This is a genomic window from Kribbella yunnanensis, from assembly GCF_039529655.1.
Taxonomy (GTDB): domain Bacteria; phylum Actinomycetota; class Actinomycetes; order Propionibacteriales; family Kribbellaceae; genus Kribbella; species Kribbella yunnanensis.
In genome coordinates, this window is record NZ_BAAANF010000002.1 from 101,285 (window position 1) to 116,558 (window position 15,274).

The 15,274-nt window shown below is 67.0% G+C and carries 17 protein-coding genes; 14 read left to right on the top strand and 3 right to left on the bottom strand.

Annotated features, from left to right (window positions below; all coding sequences use genetic code 11):
• Positions 1-25: 25 nt before the first annotated feature.
• Entirely contained in the window at positions 26-541 is a 516-nt protein-coding gene (locus ABD231_RS01825; protein ID WP_344144448.1) for a GNAT family N-acetyltransferase, read from the top strand.
• Here the strand turns inward: ABD231_RS01825 and ABD231_RS01830 are convergent.
• Positions 538-1,140 (bottom strand): M15 family metallopeptidase, encoded by a 603-nt coding sequence (locus tag ABD231_RS01830; RefSeq protein WP_344144450.1) that lies wholly within the window; start codon positions 1,138-1,140, stop codon positions 538-540. The two genes, ABD231_RS01825 and ABD231_RS01830, sit on opposite strands and share 4 nt — an antisense overlap.
• 86 nt (positions 1,141-1,226) lie before the next feature.
• Here ABD231_RS01830 and ABD231_RS01835 point away from each other — a divergent pair, with 86 nt between their 5' ends.
• Positions 1,227-1,886 (top strand): response regulator transcription factor, encoded by a 660-nt coding sequence (locus tag ABD231_RS01835; protein ID WP_344144452.1) that lies wholly within the window; start codon positions 1,227-1,229, stop codon positions 1,884-1,886.
• A complete protein-coding gene (locus ABD231_RS01840) occupies positions 1,883-2,974 on the top strand; it encodes a sensor histidine kinase (RefSeq protein WP_344144454.1) in 1,092 nt (363 codons plus the stop codon). Before ABD231_RS01835 ends, ABD231_RS01840 begins: the two co-directional genes overlap by 4 nt.
• Here ABD231_RS01840 and ABD231_RS01845 read toward each other — a convergent pair.
• The gene (locus tag ABD231_RS01845; protein WP_344144456.1) at positions 2,964-3,419 is read right to left on the bottom strand and encodes a GNAT family N-acetyltransferase; all 456 of its coding nucleotides are present in this window, start codon (positions 3,417-3,419) and stop codon (positions 2,964-2,966) included. The genes ABD231_RS01840 and ABD231_RS01845 overlap by 11 nt on opposite strands.
• A gap of 57 nt (positions 3,420-3,476) precedes the next feature.
• On the opposite strand from ABD231_RS01845, the gene ABD231_RS01850 reads away from it, so the two are divergent.
• Positions 3,477-3,962: a GNAT family N-acetyltransferase gene (locus tag ABD231_RS01850; protein ID WP_344144458.1), complete on the top strand. Its 486-nt coding sequence runs from the start codon at positions 3,477-3,479 to the stop codon at positions 3,960-3,962.
• A complete protein-coding gene (locus tag ABD231_RS01855) occupies positions 3,962-4,753 on the top strand; it encodes an alpha/beta fold hydrolase (RefSeq protein WP_344144460.1) in 792 nt (263 codons plus the stop codon). Before ABD231_RS01850 ends, ABD231_RS01855 begins: the two co-directional genes overlap by 1 nt.
• On the opposite strand, the gene ABD231_RS01860 is transcribed toward ABD231_RS01855, so the two are convergent.
• The gene (locus tag ABD231_RS01860; RefSeq protein ID WP_344144462.1) at positions 4,743-5,570 is read right to left on the bottom strand and encodes a M23 family metallopeptidase; all 828 of its coding nucleotides are present in this window, start codon (positions 5,568-5,570) and stop codon (positions 4,743-4,745) included. The two genes, ABD231_RS01855 and ABD231_RS01860, sit on opposite strands and share 11 nt — an antisense overlap.
• A 365-nt stretch (positions 5,571-5,935) precedes the next feature.
• Here ABD231_RS01860 and ABD231_RS42125 point away from each other — a divergent pair, with 365 nt between their 5' ends.
• The 9 genes from ABD231_RS42125 to ABD231_RS01900 all read left to right on the top strand — a co-directional run bounded on the left by ABD231_RS42125 (position 5,936) and on the right by ABD231_RS01900 (position 15,231).
• Positions 5,936-6,010, top strand: coding sequence for a putative leader peptide (locus tag ABD231_RS42125; protein WP_355460830.1), 75 nt, complete (start codon positions 5,936-5,938; stop codon positions 6,008-6,010).
• Between the two features lie 75 nt (positions 6,011-6,085).
• Positions 6,086-7,048: an amino acid ABC transporter permease gene (locus ABD231_RS01865; RefSeq protein ID WP_344144464.1), complete on the top strand. Its 963-nt coding sequence runs from the start codon at positions 6,086-6,088 to the stop codon at positions 7,046-7,048.
• A gap of 5 nt (positions 7,049-7,053) precedes the next feature.
• Positions 7,054-7,806 (top strand): amino acid ABC transporter ATP-binding protein, encoded by a 753-nt coding sequence (locus ABD231_RS01870; RefSeq protein WP_425554148.1) that lies wholly within the window; start codon positions 7,054-7,056, stop codon positions 7,804-7,806.
• Positions 7,807-7,816: 10 nt separating this feature from the next.
• On the top strand, positions 7,817-8,767 hold the full coding sequence (locus ABD231_RS01875; RefSeq protein ID WP_344144467.1) for an ABC transporter substrate-binding protein: 951 nt from the start codon (positions 7,817-7,819) through the stop codon (positions 8,765-8,767).
• Positions 8,768-8,775: 8 nt separating this feature from the next.
• Positions 8,776-9,774, top strand: coding sequence for an ABC transporter substrate-binding protein (locus tag ABD231_RS01880; protein WP_344144469.1), 999 nt, complete (start codon positions 8,776-8,778; stop codon positions 9,772-9,774).
• An 18-nt stretch (positions 9,775-9,792) separates the two neighbouring features.
• A complete protein-coding gene (gene ssuE, locus ABD231_RS01885; protein WP_344144471.1) occupies positions 9,793-10,848 on the top strand; it encodes an NADPH-dependent FMN reductase in 1,056 nt (351 codons plus the stop codon).
• Positions 10,845-11,936, top strand: coding sequence for an LLM class flavin-dependent oxidoreductase (locus ABD231_RS01890; protein WP_344144473.1), 1,092 nt, complete (start codon positions 10,845-10,847; stop codon positions 11,934-11,936). Before ssuE ends, ABD231_RS01890 begins: the two co-directional genes overlap by 4 nt.
• The gene (locus ABD231_RS01895; RefSeq protein ID WP_344144475.1) at positions 11,933-13,249 is read left to right on the top strand and encodes an NtaA/DmoA family FMN-dependent monooxygenase; all 1,317 of its coding nucleotides are present in this window, start codon (positions 11,933-11,935) and stop codon (positions 13,247-13,249) included. The genes ABD231_RS01890 and ABD231_RS01895 overlap by 4 nt, the downstream gene beginning before the upstream one ends.
• On the top strand, positions 13,246-15,231 hold the full coding sequence (locus ABD231_RS01900) for an FAD/NAD(P)-binding protein (protein WP_344144477.1): 1,986 nt from the start codon (positions 13,246-13,248) through the stop codon (positions 15,229-15,231). The genes ABD231_RS01895 and ABD231_RS01900 overlap by 4 nt, the downstream gene beginning before the upstream one ends.
• Positions 15,232-15,274 lie beyond the last annotated feature (43 nt).

Consider the following 15,274-nt stretch of genomic DNA (forward strand, 5'->3'; position numbering starts at 1 on the left):
CGACAGTTATGGCTACTATCGTTACATGATCAGAGATGCCGGCCCGGAGGACGCCGCAGCCTGTGCGGCGATCTACGCGCCTTATGTCACCGACACCGCGATCACGTTCGAGACCGAGCCGCCGACGCCGGAGGAGATGGGCGCGCGGATCAAGCAGGCGCTCGAGACGCACGCCTGGGTGGTCTTCGAGGACGCCGGGCAGGTGACCGGCTACGCGTATGCCGGTCCGATGAAGCCACGAGCGGCGTACCGGTGGTCTTGTGAGGTCAGCGTCTATCTGGAGCTCGGGCGGCGTCGGACCGGGGCCGGGCGAGCGCTCTACGAGGCGCTGTTCGAGCGGCTGATCGCCCGCGGGTACCGGACCGCGATCGCCGGGATGACGCTGCCGAACGATGCCAGTGTCGGGTTGCACAAGGCGCTCGGGTTCGAACCGATCGGGACCTACCGCAACATCGGCTGGAAACTCGGCGGCTGGCATGACGTGGCCTGGGGACAACGGCCACTCGCCGTACTGCCGGACCCGCCGGAGGAACCGAGCTAGGACGGTGTGGTCATCGGCGGGCAGTCGCCGCCGGGCGTGGTGACCAGCTCGAAGTGCCAGATCTCGTTGGAGTAGGTCTGGCAGAGGCCATACCGGTTGCCCTTGCGGATCAGCCAGTCGTCGGCGTCGGTCGGACCGATGTCGACCGCGTGACCGGTGACGTGATGCGACTCGTCCGGATCGGCGACGTACTTTCGGGCCTTCTCGCGGCTGCCGTACTGCTTGATCGCCTTGTCCATCAGCTCGATCTGATACTTCTTGCTCCGCCAGCCGGTGGTGACCTGCATCGGTACGCCGTCCGCCTTCATCGCAAGCTCGGCCTTCTGGACGGCCGTTCGCAGCTTGGGATCGAGGTTGGCGATCCCGGGCAGGTCGGTGTCGAAGGCGCTGGTCCCAGACGGCAACTTGCCGTCCGCGGCGCCCGGGAGCTTGCTGCCGCCGCCCGACTTGCCGCGCGGAGTGCCGGACGGGGTCGAGGAGTCGGACTGATCCGAGGCGGCGGAGACCGCGGAGCAGGCGGTCAGACCAAAACTGGTGACCGCGGCAACGATCACCAGCCCGGTCAGGGCGGTGGAGCGACGAGGTGTGGTTTCGATCATGCCGACAGTTCATCTGAGCCGATGTTGCCGGAGCGTCAACGTTTCGGCATACGTTTTCGATATCCCCGGCCTGCTTCAATATCGGTATGCGGGTGCTGGTCGTGGAGGACGAGGTCTATCTCGCCGAGGCGATCCGGGCCGGCCTGCGGCTGGAGGCGATCGCGGCCGACCTGGCCTTCGACGGGGACGCGGCGCTGGAGGCGGTCGCGGTGAACGACTACGACGTCGTCGTGCTGGACCGCGACATCCCCGGCCCGAACGGCGACGAGGTCTGCCGGCAGATCGTTGCGCAGGGCATCGGATGTCGCGTGCTGATGCTGACCGCGGCCGGTGATCTGGACGACAAGGTGACCGGGTTCGAGCTCGGCGCGGATGACTACCTGACCAAACCGTTCGAGCTGCGCGAGCTGATCGTCCGGCTCCGCGCGCTGCTGCGCCGCCCGGCCGCGGCCACCCCGACAGTGATCGAGTACGCCGGAGTGCGGCTCGACCCGTATCGTCGCGAGGTCTACCGGGACGGCCATTTCGTGAAACTGACCCGCAAACAGTTTGCCGTCCTGGAGGTGTTGATGACCGCACGCGGTGGGGTGATCAGCGCGGAAACCCTGCTGGAGAAGGCCTGGGACGAGAACGCGGACCCGTTCAGCAACGCGGTCCGGATCACCATCTCCGCCGTACGGAAGCGGCTCGGTGACCCGTGGGTGATCCACACCGTGCCTGGTGTCGGTTATCGGATGGGCGCATGAGTTCGCCGTTGATCACGTGGCGGCCGCGGCTGACCGTCCGGTTGCGACTGACTCTGAGCTACGCCGGACTGCTGGTCGTCGCGGGTGGTGTGATGGCGTGCATCCTGTGGTTGGTGTTCCGGATCGTGCCGAACTATCCGTTCATCGCCGCCAATCCGCGCGACGAGCGGCCGGCCCCGACCCGGGGCGAAATCCTCGATCTGACGGTGAAACTGTCGGCGTACGCGATCGGTTTCCTGGCGATTGTTGGCCTGGTCGGTGGGTGGTTCCTGGCCGGGCGGATGCTCAAGCCGTTGCAGGAGATCACCGCGGCCGCTCAGCGGGCGTCCACCGGTGCGCTTGATCACCGGATCGGGCTGACCGGGATCCGGGACGAGTTCACGGACCTGTCCGACACGTTCGACGCGATGCTGGATCGGTTGCAGGCGTCGTTCGACCAGTACCGGCGGTTCGCGGCCAATGCATCCCACGAACTACGCACTCCACATGCCGTGATGAAGACAATGCTCGACGTCGCGCAGGCCGATCCCGAGCATCAGGACGTGCCTGAGCTGGTCAAACGCCTGGCCGAGACGAACCAGCGCGGGATCGACATCGTCGAGGCGTTGCTCAGTCTCGCCGCGCTCAACAATCGCGAGGTCGAGCTCGACCCGGTCGATCTGTCCGCCATCGTCCGTACGGCGCTCCCGGTGCTGACGTCGGAGGCTCGCGCGGCCGCGATCACGGTGGAGACCGCGCTCGCGGAATCGGTTGTCGAGGGCAATGAAATCCTGCTGCACCAGTTGGTCACCAACCTGGTTCAGAACGCGATCCGGCACAACGTCGGCCCTGGCGGCTCAGTCACCCTGGCGCTATCACCGGGTCGCCTGATCGTGCGCAACACCGGCCCGGTCCTCGACCCCGCCCAGGTCCACACCTTCGTCGAGCCTTTCGCCAAGGACCGGTACGGCGCCGGCCACGGGCTAGGCCTGGCCCTCGTCGCCCGCATCGTCGAAACCCACCACGGCACCCTCGACCTCACCGCCAACCCCAACGGCGGCCTCACCGTCACAGTCACTCTTCCCAGTGCTGAACTAGTCAGCGACTGAGTGGGCGGGACCAGGCTACTTCGCGGTGGAGTTGGCCGGTTTGGGTGAAGAGGCGGACCTGGTGGGTGTGGGGGAGGGCGGCGGCCAGGGCATCGCGATCGGCTGGGTGGAAGCCGAGGCGCTGCCAGAACGGGCCGGAGCGGCGGCTGAAGAGCCAGGCTGAGTGGGCGCCCTGGCGAGCTGCTTCGTCCAAGGCGAACTGGGCCAGGACGGTGCCGTAGCCGCCGCGGCGGGCGTCGGGGTGTACGGCAACGCTGCGGATCAGCGCGTGGTCGCGGTCGGTGCTGAGCTCGAACCCGGTACTGCCGATCACCGCGCCGGACTCGTCACGGTCGATCCAGACCAGTACGCCGGGATCGTCGAGACCGCTCAGCGTCAGGTCGGCTTCCTGCAGGAACTGCGTCAGCGCTGCTCGATCCTCCGCGGTCACCACCTGGGTCCTCACAGCCTCCAGTCTTTCACCGGCGGGGGAGTGACCTCCCGGCTGGGGGACGATGGTGAGATGAGTGAGGCGAAGATTCGCTGGGCAGAGGCAACCGACGACGCGGCGCTGCTGGAGATCGAGCTGACGTCATGGGACGGGTTGTCGGGCTTCCCGTCGTACCTGGAGAAGATGGGTGACACCTTCTTCGGGCGAAGTGGGCCGGAGGCTCACCTGGTCGCGGAGGACGACGGCGTCGTCGTGGGATACCTGCGGCTCGAGGACAAGTACCCGTTCCCCGAAGGTGCCGGCGTACTGGCGATCAACGGACTCGCGGTCGCCCCGGCGGCTCGGGGCCGCGGGGTTGCGGGGGCGCTGCTGACCGCCGCCAGCGAAGAAGCGCGCAGCCGCGGCGCTCGCAAACTCAGCCTGCACGTGTTCGGATCGAACACCGCAGCCCGTCGGCTCTACGAACGCCATGGCTATGTCGTGGAGGCCACGCACACCGATGAGTTCGTCGTCGAGGGCAAGCCCGTCGACGACCTCGTCCTGGCGAGGATCCTCTGATGCTGACCTATCGGGTCGAGGGCGACGGTACGCCGGTGGTGTGCATCCCGGGCGGGATGTTGCCGGCCGCCTATCTGGGTGATCTCGGTGGCTTGTCCGGTCGGCTGATCCTGGTCGACCCGCGCGGATCGGACGGGCAGGGGGATCCGGCGAGCTGGCGGTGTGACCGGCAGGTCGCGGAGTTGGAAGCCGTCCGCGACCACCTCGGGCTGGAGCGGATGACACTGCTGGCGCACTCGGCCGGCGCGAGTTTGGTGACGCAGTACGTCGTCCAGCATCCGGGGCGGATCGCCAAGCTCGTGCTGGTCACACCGAGCCCGTCCTCGGTCGGCATCCAGTTGACCGCCGAACGTCGCCGCCGGGTGCTCGAACTACGGAAGGACGAGCCCTGGTACGGCGAGGTCGCGGCGGCGTTCGAGGCGCTGCAGACGGGCGGTGACGTGGAGCGGTCCGCGCTCAACCCGATCGGATATGCCCGCTGGGACGGGGAAGCGCAGGCCCAGCAGGCGTTCGAGGACGAACTGTCGGTCCCGGGTGCGCTAGGCGCGTACTACGCCGACGGGGCGTTCGACCCGGCCGAGACCAGGGTTGCGCTGGGACAACTCGACGTACCGGTGCTTGTCATCTCCGGGGCGCTTGACCTTGCGCTGGATACAGCCGCTGGTGCGGAGTTCGCCGGGTTGTTCCCGCAGGGCGAGGCGGTCGTGCTCGAAGGCGCCGCGCATCATCCTTGGCTGGACGAGCGCGACGCCTTCGTGGGGACCGTCGAGAGGTTCCTGACTACGGGGTGACGCCGTGCTTGCGGAGCCACGGGTCGGGGTTGACCGGGTTCTCGCCGTCGGGCAGGACCTCGAAGTGCACGTGCGGGCCCGTGGTGTTACCGGTCATGCCGATCGCGCCGACCTGCGTACCTGCGGTGACGCTGTCGCCGACGGAGACGTCGAACTCGGACATGTGGCTGTACGACGTCACGGTGCCGTCGGCGTGGCGAACCTTCACCTGGCGGCCATAGGCGCCTTCGAAGGCGGCCTGGATGACCTCGCCGGCCATCACCGCACGAACGGGAGTCCCGTACGCCGCAGCGAAGTCGAGACCGGTGTGGTTGTGGGCCCACCGGCCGCCGGCCTGGTTGAAGCGGGCGGTCAGGTGGTAGCCGGTGGTCGGGAGGACGACCTTCGGGGCGGCGGCCCGTGCCTTGGCGAGGGCGGCTTCCTTGGCGATCGCGGCTGCCTTCGCTGCGGCCACTGCCTTGGCCTTCGCGGCGGCGAGCTGGGCGGCCTTCGCCTTGGCAGCGGACAGGGCCACTGCGCGGCGCTTGGTCAGCGCTCCGTTCGCGGCACGCTTCTGGTACGCCTTCATCTGCTCGAGCGAGAGGTCGATCCGGTTCGCGTCCCGGGAGCCGAGGTCACGACGCTCGACACGGGCTGCGGTGAGAGCGTCGGCCTGTGAGGGGCTCAGTCCGGTGCTCGCGGTGGAGGCCTCGCCCATGGAGGCGGTGAAGCCGATGGTGCCCGCGGTCGCGGCGAGGGCGGCGGTGAGACCGACCAGCTGCGTCCGGCGGCTGGTACTTCGTTGCTTGTTACGGGCCTTCGAACGGTGCTTGGCCACAGGGTGAGAGGACACGATGGCCTTCCAGGTGGGGGTAGCCACCGGGCGGGGTCCTCGGCAGCTCATCGACCATAACGAGCAGATCACGACGGCCTCAAATGCGGATTGCAACCGGATCACGGAATTCGGTGACACTGAGCGACTGCCGTCCTTCGCCTTGTGCGCGCTCAGGCGTGGCGGCAGGTGCTTGAAACGGCGATCACCGCGTGACCGGGATCACCCGTGAAGTTGGCGTACCACGGCCCCGGGGCCCGATATAAGCCGTCCATATAATGAGAGGTTTGTCCACTAACTTACTGATCTTTCAAGTTCGTCCCATACTGGGTGAAGTCCGCAGATTTCAGTGGCAAACGAAGGAGACGGAGATGACGCGCGCACTGCCGTACTACCGCCTCCACATCGACCTGCTGCGGGTCTCCAGCGCACTCTGTCGGCGCTGACAGCTCTCTAGTACTGCCCTTTCGACGTCCGGGTCCGGACGTCCGCGTCAGCCTGCCCACCGCCAGGGAGAACACGTGTCGACCACCTCACTCACGTCCGCACCGGACACCGCCGATCCACCGGCAAACGGCGTACCGGCCGATGCCGATCTGCCTGTCATCGCTCGCCGTCACCCGTGGCGCTGGGTCGGTGTCGTCGTCGTTCTGACCTTGCTCGCGATGTTCGTCCACGGGCTGGTCACCAACCCTGGCTGGGATTGGCCGACGTTCTTCCAGTTCTTCACCACCCGGACGATCTTCTCCGCGCTCTGGGTGACCATCCAGCTGACCGTCTACGGAACCGTGCTCGGCTTCGCGCTCGGTGCCGTGGTGGCGACGATGCGCCTGTCCAGCAGTCCGTTTCTCCAGGTCGTTGCCTGGGGCTACATCTGGGCATTCCGCTCGATCCCGTTGATCGTGCAGCTTCTGTTCTGGTTCAACATCGCTTACCTGTATCAGGAACTGAGCCTGGGCATCCCGTTCGGACCGGAGTTCGTGCACTTCAGTACGAACAACCTGTTCGGTCCGCTGGGTGCCGCCGTACTGGGGCTGGCGTTGCACCAGGCGGCGTACGCGGCGGAGATCATTCGTGGCGGGATCATCTCGGTCGATGCCGGTCAGGTGGAGGCCGCTGCGGCGCTGGGGATCCCGAAGCTGCGGCAGTTCTTCCGGATCGTGCTTCCGCAGGCGATGCGGTCGATCCTGCCGAACGGCGCCAACGAGGTGATCAGCCTGTTCAAGGGAACGTCGATCGTCTCGGTGATGGCGATCCCCGAACTCTTCTACCAGGTGCAGGTGATCTACGGCCGGAACAGCCGGGTCGTCCCGCTGCTGATGGTGGCAACAGTTTGGTACATCGTCCTGACCACGCTGCTGTCGATCGCCCAGTTCTACGTCGAGCGGCACTTCGCCCGCGGTACGGCGAGATCGTTGCCGCCGACACCTATCCAGCGAGTACGGCGGACTTGGGGCGACCTGAAGGCGAGGGCGTCCCGATGAGCGCGATGGTGGATATCAAGGGCGTGCACAAGAGTTTCGGGGAACTCGAGGTTCTCAAGGGTGTGGATCTCGAGGTTCGCGCAGGCACTGTCACGGTGATCCTGGGACCGTCCGGTTCGGGGAAGTCGACGCTGCTGCGGTCGATCAACCATCTGGAGAAGGTTGATCGCGGGTTGATCCGGATCGACGGCCAGCTGATGGGCTACAAGCGCCGCGGCGACAAGCTGTACGAACTGCGTGAGCGCGAGATCCTGCACCAGCGTTCGCAGGTGGGGTTCGTGTTCCAGAACTTCAATCTGTTCGGTCACCTGACCGCGTTGCAGAACGTCGTCGAGGCGCCGGTCTCATCCCAGCGCCGCAAGCGCAGTGAGGTCGAACCGTTCGCCCGCGAACTGCTGGAGCGGGTCGGCGTTGGCGACAAGGCCGATGTGTATCCGCGGCAGCTGTCCGGTGGTCAGCAGCAGCGGGTCGCGATCGCCCGGGCCCTTGCGCTGCGACCGAAGGTGCTGCTGTTCGACGAACCGACGTCGGCGCTCGATCCCGAGTTGGTCGGTGAGGTCCTCGATGTGATCAAGGAGCTCGCCCGCGACGGTTCCACGATGGTCGTCGTCACCCACGAGATCGGCTTCGCCCGGGAGATCGCCGACACGGTGGTCTTCATCGACGGCGGCGTGATCGTCGAGTCGGGACCGCCGCACCAGGTGCTCGACAACCCCGTCCACGAGCGCACTCGCGCCTTCATCTCCAAAGTCCTCTGAGGAAGCTGAAATGAAACGTCCCCTGTACTTCGCCGTTGCAGCCACCGTGTTGCTGGCAGCAACTGCTTGCACCGCCGACCCGACGACCCAGGTCGCGGCCGACACCGGTGGGGTCAACACCTCGGCGGATCAGAAGCGGGTCGAGGTGAAGAAGAACGACGCGGCGGCCGCGTTGCTGCCGGCGAAGATCCGGGAGCGCGGCACCCTGATCGTCGGTGGCGGTTACGGCAGCGGCAGTGTGCCGCTCGGCTTCTACGCCGACGACAACAAGACCCCGATCGGTCTCGAGGTCGACATCGCGTATCTGGTCGCCGGTGAGCTCGGACTCAAGCCGGAGATCGAGGTGACGAGCTGGGAGAACCTGTTCGTCGGACTCGACTCGGCCAAGTATGACGTCGGGTTCAGCAACATCACGGTCACCGAGAAACGCAAGCAGAAGTACGACTTCGCGACGTACCGCAAGGACGACATCGCGTTCGAGGCGAAGAAGGGTGGGACCTGGAAGGTCACGTCCGGTAAGGACATCGCCGGTAAGACGATCGCGGTCGGGTCCGGGACGAACCAGGAGAAGATCCTGGTCGACTGGAACGAGGAGAACATCAAGGGCGGGTTGCCGGCCGCCACGATCAAGTACTTCCAGAAGAACACCGACACCTACCTGGCGCTGAGCTCCGGGCGGATCGACGGCTACTTCGGACCGAACCCGTCGATCGCGTACCACATCGCGACCTCCGGGGAGACGGAGTCGATCGGCAAGTTCTCCGGTGCGGGACCGACGCTGCAGGGGCTGATCGCGGCGACGACGAAGAAGGACAGCGGACTCGTCGAGGCCTACCAGGCGGCGCTGAACGCGGCCATCGCCGACGGCAGCTACGCAAAGGTGCTGGCGCGCTGGAACGTCGCGTCGGAAGCGGTCGAGAAGTCCGAGATCAACCCACCCGGCCTACCGATCACGAACTGAGGACGACCATGCGATCAACACAAGAAGCGCGCCGGGGAGCCCGCGGTGCGGGGTGGAGGTCGGCGGCGCTCGGTGGGGTGCTGCTTCTGGCGGCGGCCGCATGCGCCGATCCGCCTACCGCGGCGCCGCAGGGTGATGCGTCGGCGGTTTCGTTCGACACGTCGGCGAAGCAGGTGCACATCACGACGGCGAAGGTCGACTCGATCGCCGCCGAACTGCCGGAGGCCGTCCGAACCAGCGGGAAGCTTGTGGTGGGCAACGGTTCGGCGGGTGGTGGTCAGCCGCCGCTCGGGTTCACGGCCGACGACAACAAGACACCGATCGGTGTCGAGATCGACATCGCGCATCTCGTCGCCAGTGTTCTCGGGCTGCAGGCCGAGGTGCAGACGACCAGCTGGGAGAACCTGTTCCTCGGACTGGACTCCGGCAAGTACCAGGTCGGCATCTCCAACATCGGCGTTTCCGAGCTGCGCAAGGAGAAGTACGACTTCGCGACGTACCGGCTCGGTTTGCATGCGTTCGAGGCGAAGAAGGGTTCCGGCCTGAAGATCGCCGGCCCGGCCGACATCAGCGGCAAGAACGTCGCGGTCAGCTCCGGCACCTTGCAGGAGGCGATCCTGCTCGAGTGGAACAAGCAGAACACCGCCGCGGGCCGGCCGGCCGCGAACCTCAAGTACTACCAGCAGTCCGCTGACACCTTCCTGGCCCTGCAGTCCGGCCGGATCGACCTGTACCTGGGGCCGAACCCGAACGCGACCTATCACGTCGCCACCCAGCACCAGACCGAGATCGTCGGCACGGTGTCGTCCGGCTACCCGATCCAGGGGCTGGTCGGAGTCACCACCAAGAAGGACAACGGCCTGGTCAAGCCCTTGGCCGACGCCCTGAACGCGGCGATCGCCGACGGCAGTTACGCCAAGGTGCTGGCCAAGTGGAGGCTCAACGACGAGGCCGTCCCGAAGTCGTTGGTCAACCCGCCCGGCCTTCCCAAGCCTCCAGCCAAGTAGTGCACGAGTAGGAGAAACATGGCGACCATCGCAACGATCTCCAGCAGCCCGTCGGTACCGTCCCGGACCGACGCCGTCCTCGACTACGTCACCAAGCGTCTGATCAGTCACGGCCACGAGGTCACCCCCATCGTGCTCCGCGACCTCCCGGCCGAGCCGTTGCTGCACGGCGACGCCGACGACCCCGGTATCGCGGCCGCGGTCAAGACCCTCGAGTCGGCCGACGCCGTCGTCGTCACGACTCCGGTGTACAAGGCGGCGTACGCCGGTCTGCTCAAGGTGTTCCTCGACCTGCTGCCGCAGTACGCGCTGAAGGGCAAGACCGTGTTGCCGTTGGCAACGGGTGGGACGCCGGCGCACGTGCTGGTGATCGACTACGCGTTGCGGCCGGTGCTCTCCAGTCTCGGTCCGGGCGCGATCACGCAGGGCTGGTTCGTCCTCTCGTCACACATCAACCTGTACGACGGGGGCGGCGTACTGCTCGATCAGGCCGCGTCGGTGCCGCTCTACCAGGTTGTCGAGGGCTTCCTGACGGCCGTCGAAGGTGGAGAGGTGATCGACAGTCCACCGGTGCAGGCCGCGGCGATCGAGGTGCTCCGGGCTCGCCCCGAGGACCCCGAGGCCGCGCCGCTGCTCGCGGACCTGGTCGTCGAGTACAGCACCCGCTACGGCCGCACGAACGAGAACACCCAGCTCACCGAGGTCCCACCGACCGACTTCCACGCGGACAGCGGCGGCGCGTTCGTCCTGCTCCGGTACGGCGGTCAGACCGTGGCCGGCGGTGCCATTCGCCGGTACGACGACCAGACCGCCGAGGTGAAGCGGATGTGGACCTCACACCTGCATCGTCGCCAAGGGCTCGGTCGCCGGGTACTCGCGGAACTGGAGCAGGCCGCCGCCGATCTCGGCTACCGCAAGCTCTATCTCACCACCGGCCCTCGCCAACCCGAGGCCGCCGCGCTCTACCGAGCCGTCGGCTTCGAACCGCAGTTCGATGTCGACGCCGACCCCGAGTCGATCGGCCCACTGCCGTTCACGAAGGACCTCACCCTCGCTTTCAAGGTGGCCTCATGAGTCGTCGACTGATCACCGCCCTCGAGATCGACGGCGCCGGCGGACACCCAGGTGCGTGGCGCGGAGCGGACGTAGACCCGGGGGCGATCCTCACCGGTTCGCTAGCTCTGCGCGCCGTCCAACGTGCCGAGGCCGCCGGCATCGACATCGCCACCTTCGCCGACACCCTGGAGGCGCCGGCTGACTCAGCCGGCGCGGTGAGTGTGCGACTGGACGCCCTCGGCCTCGCGGCCCGGATCGCCCCCGCCACCTCACGCATCGGCCTGCTGCCGACCATCACAGTCACCCACACCGAGCCCTTCCACGTGCAGGCCTCGGTTGCCACCCTCGACTACGTCTCCTCCGGCCGCGGTGGCTGGGTGGCCGACGTCTCTACCTCCGCCGAAGCAGCCGCAGTCATCGGCCGCCGCGAACCCGCCCCGGCCGCCGACCTCTGGCGCGAAGCCCGGTACGTCGTCGATGTCAGCCGCCGCCTCTGGGACTCCTGGGACGACGACGCCATCATCCGCGACGCCCCCACCGGCCGCTTCGTAGACCGAGACCGCCTCCACTACGTCGACTACCAAAGCCCGAACTTCAACATCAAAGGCCCCTCGATCGTCCCAAGACCCCCACAGGGCCACCCGCTAACAGCAGTCCGAGTGAACACACCCGAAGCACTGGAAGCCGCAGCCGACGCCGAGTTGGTCCTGCTGCCCGGGGCCGACAACCTCGCGGCGCGGGTGGAAGCGATCCGAGGCGACGGGGTGGAGCCGGCGGTGGGGAGTGGGGGGCCTCGGGTGCTGGTGTCGGTCGGCGTACTGCTGGATGACGACTCTGCTGCGGCTGAGCGGCGGGCGGAAGGTGGTTCCTTCGACTACGTCGGTGGGGTTGAGGGGCTGGCCGAGCTGGTGAGGGAGTGGCAGGTGGCTGGGGTGGATGGGGTGCATTTCAGGCCGGCCTCGTTGGAGCTCGACGTACCGGTGATTGCGGAGAAGTTGTTGCCGTTGCTGGGGGTGACGGCTGCTGACCGGCCTGGGACGACGTTGCGGAACAGGTTGGGGCTTGCGCGGCCGGTCAATCGGTATGCGAACGGGGTGGCCCGATGACGAAGCAGATTCATCTGGCGGCGCACTTCCCGGGCGTGAACAACACCACGGTGTGGGCCGACCCGGAGTCCCGTTCGCAGATCGACTTCGCGTCGTTCAAACACCTTGCGGCGACAGCAGAGCGCGGTACGTTCGACTTCTTCTTCCTGGCCGAGGGATTGCGGCTGCGCGAAGTGAAGGGCCGCATCCACGACCTCGATGTCGTCGGGCGACCGGAGTCGCTGACCGTGCTCAGCGCGCTGGCTGCGGTCACCACACACCTCGGCCTGGCAGCGACCGTCAACTCGACGTTCAACGAACCGTACGAACTCGCCAAGCGGATCGCGACCCTCGACCACCTGTCCGGCGGTCGCGCGGCGTGGAACGTCGTCACCTCCTGGGATGCGTTCACCGGCGAGAACTTCCGCCGCGGCGGCTACCTCGACAAGGCCGACCGCTACGTCCGGGCGCAGGAGTCACTCCGGATCGTCCGGAAGCTGTGGGACTCCTGGGCCGACGACGACCTCGTACTGGATCAAGAGGCGGGTGTGTTCGCCCGTGAAGGCACTGGGGCCTTTGCGGACGAGGGCGCGCACTTCGGGATCCGCGGCCGGTTCGGGTTGCCGCCGTCGCCGCAAGGGCGGCCGGTGGTGATCCAGGCCGGTGACAGCGATCAGGGGCGCGATTTCGCGGCCTCCGGCGCGGACGTGATCTTCAGCCGGCACGGTTCGTTCGCGGCCGGGCAGACCTTCTACAAAGACGTGAAGGACCGCCTGGCCAAGCACGGCCGCACCGAGGAGTCGCTGAAGATCATGCCCGCGGTGACGGTCGTCGTCGCCGACACCGACGCCGAAGCGGTCGAGAAGGCGCGACACATCCGCGAGCAGCAGGTGTCCGGGCCGACCGCGATCGTGCTGGCCGAGCTCATCTGGGGACGCGACCTCTCGGCGTACGACCCGGACGGTCCACTGCCTGCTGAAGGTCCTGTCATCGGCTCGACCGTCACCCAGGGCCGCGCCGGCTTCAACGATCCGGCGTCGATCATCAAGGAATGGCGCGAGGCCGCCGACGCGAACGGCTGGTCCCTGCGGCAGACCGTGATCAACCAGCAGAACCGTCAGACCTTCATCGGTTCGCCGGAAACCGTCGCCACCGAGATGAACCGCCACGTCCAGGAGAACGCAGCCGACGGCTTCGTCCTGGTCCCGCACCTGACCCCCGGCGGCCTCGACGACTTCGTCGACCGCGTCGTCCCCCTGCTGCGCGAACGCGGCGTCTTCCGCTCCGAATACACCGGTACGACGCTCCGCTCGCATCTCGGGCTCACCCAATGAGTGTCAGCACGATTCACCGCCGCCCGACCGTGGTCTTCGTCGGCGGTGGACCACGCACGGTCGGCCTGCTCGAGCGGTTCGCCGCCAACGCGGGTGAGCTACTCGACGACGGACCGGTCGAGATCCATGTCGTCGACCCGTTCCCCGCGGGTGGCGGCCGGATCTGGCGGCGGGAGCAGTCCCGCCTGCTCTGGATGAACTCGATGACCTCGGACGTCACGATCTTCACCGACGAGTCGGTCGAATGCGAAGGTCCGATCCGCCCAGGTCCCGACCTCGCGACCTGGGTCGCTGGTGCAGGCGCAACCATCCTGGAACGGGCCGGGATCGAGCAGCCCGGTCCGATGGACTTTCCGCCGCGACTGGTCCAGGCGGAGTACCTGTCCTGGGTCTGGGAACGCGTCGTCGGCGACCTACCGGCCACGGTGACCACCCATCTCGAGCGGGCGGTCGAGCTGACACCCGACCAGCGCGTGATCCTCGCGTCGGGACACGAGATCCAGGCAGACCTCGTCGTACTGGCTCTCGGGTATCTCGATCGGTTGCCGACGGCATCAGAAATCGCCTGGGCCAACAAGGCCGCGGCGGCTGGTCTCACTTACATCCCACCCGGCTACACGGCCGACGTCGACCTGGGCGGCCTGCAACCCGGTGAACGCGTCATCGTCCGCGGCTTCGGTCAGGCCTTCATCGACCTGATGGTCCTGCTCACTGAGGCCCGCGGCGGCTGGTACGACGAACATGACGGCCTACTCACGTATCACCCGTCCGGCGCCGAGCCGATCCTGTACGTCGGCTCCCGGCGCGGCGTGCCGTATCACGCGAAACTCGGCTACACCGTCGCCGGAACCAAGCCCGTTCCGACGCGCTACCTGACCAAGGCCGCACTCGACGCTCTTGGCGATGGCGTGCTCGACTTCGACAGTCAGCTGCAGCCGCTGATCGACAAGGAACTGGCCTTCGCGCACTACCAGCAGCTGTTCAGTGCGCACCCCGAACGCACTCGCTGGGAATGGACTCTCTTCCGGGATGTCCTGGACCGATCGTTGCCCGATGCACCGGATTTTGTCGCGGCCGTGGAGACCGCCGTACCGGATCCGTTGGATCGATTCGTGCGGTCGGACGTGGATCGGCCGTTGCACGGACGGTTCTTCGATGACTGGTACACGTTCGAACAGTTCCTGACCGAGCTGATCGAGAATGACCTGCTTCGCCGCGCCAACCCGGAGTACTCGGCCGATCTCGCGGTCTTCAACGCGTTGCTGAGCATCTACAGCGTGTTGTCGGTCGCGATCACCGAGGGCCGGTTGTCCGACGAGGATCGAGTACGACGGGTCGAGACCGAGTGGCACGGGTTCTTCTCGTTCGTGGCCAGCGGTCCGCCGCCGCGCCGGCTCGAGGAGCTGCTCGCCTTGCATCGCGCCGGAATCGTCCGGTTCGCCGGGCCCGACCTGGAAGTTGCCATCGACAACGATCACTTCGTCGCGCGGTCTCCGGCAGTGGCCGGCACGGTCCAGGCCCGTGCTTTCGTCGAGGCACGGTTGCCGCGGCCCGACGTACTGGCTGCCACGGATCCCTTGCTGCGTGGACTTCTGGCGGACGGGACGTTGGCGGCTGACGAGTTGTTCGCCACTGACGGGACGAGCCTCGGCGGCGGTCAGCTCAAGGCCGACGCGCAGAGCCGGGCGATCCGCGCTGACGGTTCTGTGCATCCGGGGCTGTTCCTGCTCGGGCCGTCGGTTTCTGGTTCGGCCGGCTCGTCCGGTTTCTCCCGCCCGCACTTCAACGGTCCCGGCTTCCGGCAGAACGACGCCGTCGCCCGGAATCTGCTCACTTTGCTAGTGCCCCGCGTCGGAGATTCCGTTGCGCTACCGGCGCCCAGGCACGCACCTCACGGCACCAGAGGAACAGCCACGATGGAAAAGCATCGAGGCCGCTCCTCCGGCACCGCGATGCACGCACCTGAACACCGCTATCGCTAACGCAACCTCCAACGCGGGGCACTTGCACCCGCCGTACGGAAGG

Coding starts and splice junctions, on each gene's coding strand:
- ABD231_RS01825 (WP_344144448.1), top strand. CDS start 26: ATGATCAGAGATGCCGGCCCGGAGGACGCCGCAGCCTGTGCGGCGATC.
- ABD231_RS01830 (WP_344144450.1), bottom strand. CDS start 1,140: ATGATCGAAACCACACCTCGTCGCTCCACCGCCCTGACCGGGCTGGTG.
- ABD231_RS01835 (WP_344144452.1), top strand. CDS start 1,227: ATGCGGGTGCTGGTCGTGGAGGACGAGGTCTATCTCGCCGAGGCGATC.
- ABD231_RS01840 (WP_344144454.1), top strand. CDS start 1,883: ATGAGTTCGCCGTTGATCACGTGGCGGCCGCGGCTGACCGTCCGGTTG.
- ABD231_RS01850 (WP_344144458.1), top strand. CDS start 3,477: ATGAGTGAGGCGAAGATTCGCTGGGCAGAGGCAACCGACGACGCGGCG.
- ABD231_RS01855 (WP_344144460.1), top strand. CDS start 3,962: ATGCTGACCTATCGGGTCGAGGGCGACGGTACGCCGGTGGTGTGCATC.
- ABD231_RS01870 (WP_425554148.1), top strand. CDS start 7,054: ATGGTGGATATCAAGGGCGTGCACAAGAGTTTCGGGGAACTCGAGGTT.
- ABD231_RS01875 (WP_344144467.1), top strand. CDS start 7,817: ATGAAACGTCCCCTGTACTTCGCCGTTGCAGCCACCGTGTTGCTGGCA.
- ABD231_RS01880 (WP_344144469.1), top strand. CDS start 8,776: ATGCGATCAACACAAGAAGCGCGCCGGGGAGCCCGCGGTGCGGGGTGG.
- ssuE (WP_344144471.1), top strand. CDS start 9,793: ATGGCGACCATCGCAACGATCTCCAGCAGCCCGTCGGTACCGTCCCGG.
- ABD231_RS01890 (WP_344144473.1), top strand. CDS start 10,845: ATGAGTCGTCGACTGATCACCGCCCTCGAGATCGACGGCGCCGGCGGA.
- ABD231_RS01895 (WP_344144475.1), top strand. CDS start 11,933: ATGACGAAGCAGATTCATCTGGCGGCGCACTTCCCGGGCGTGAACAAC.
- ABD231_RS01900 (WP_344144477.1), top strand. CDS start 13,246: ATGAGTGTCAGCACGATTCACCGCCGCCCGACCGTGGTCTTCGTCGGC.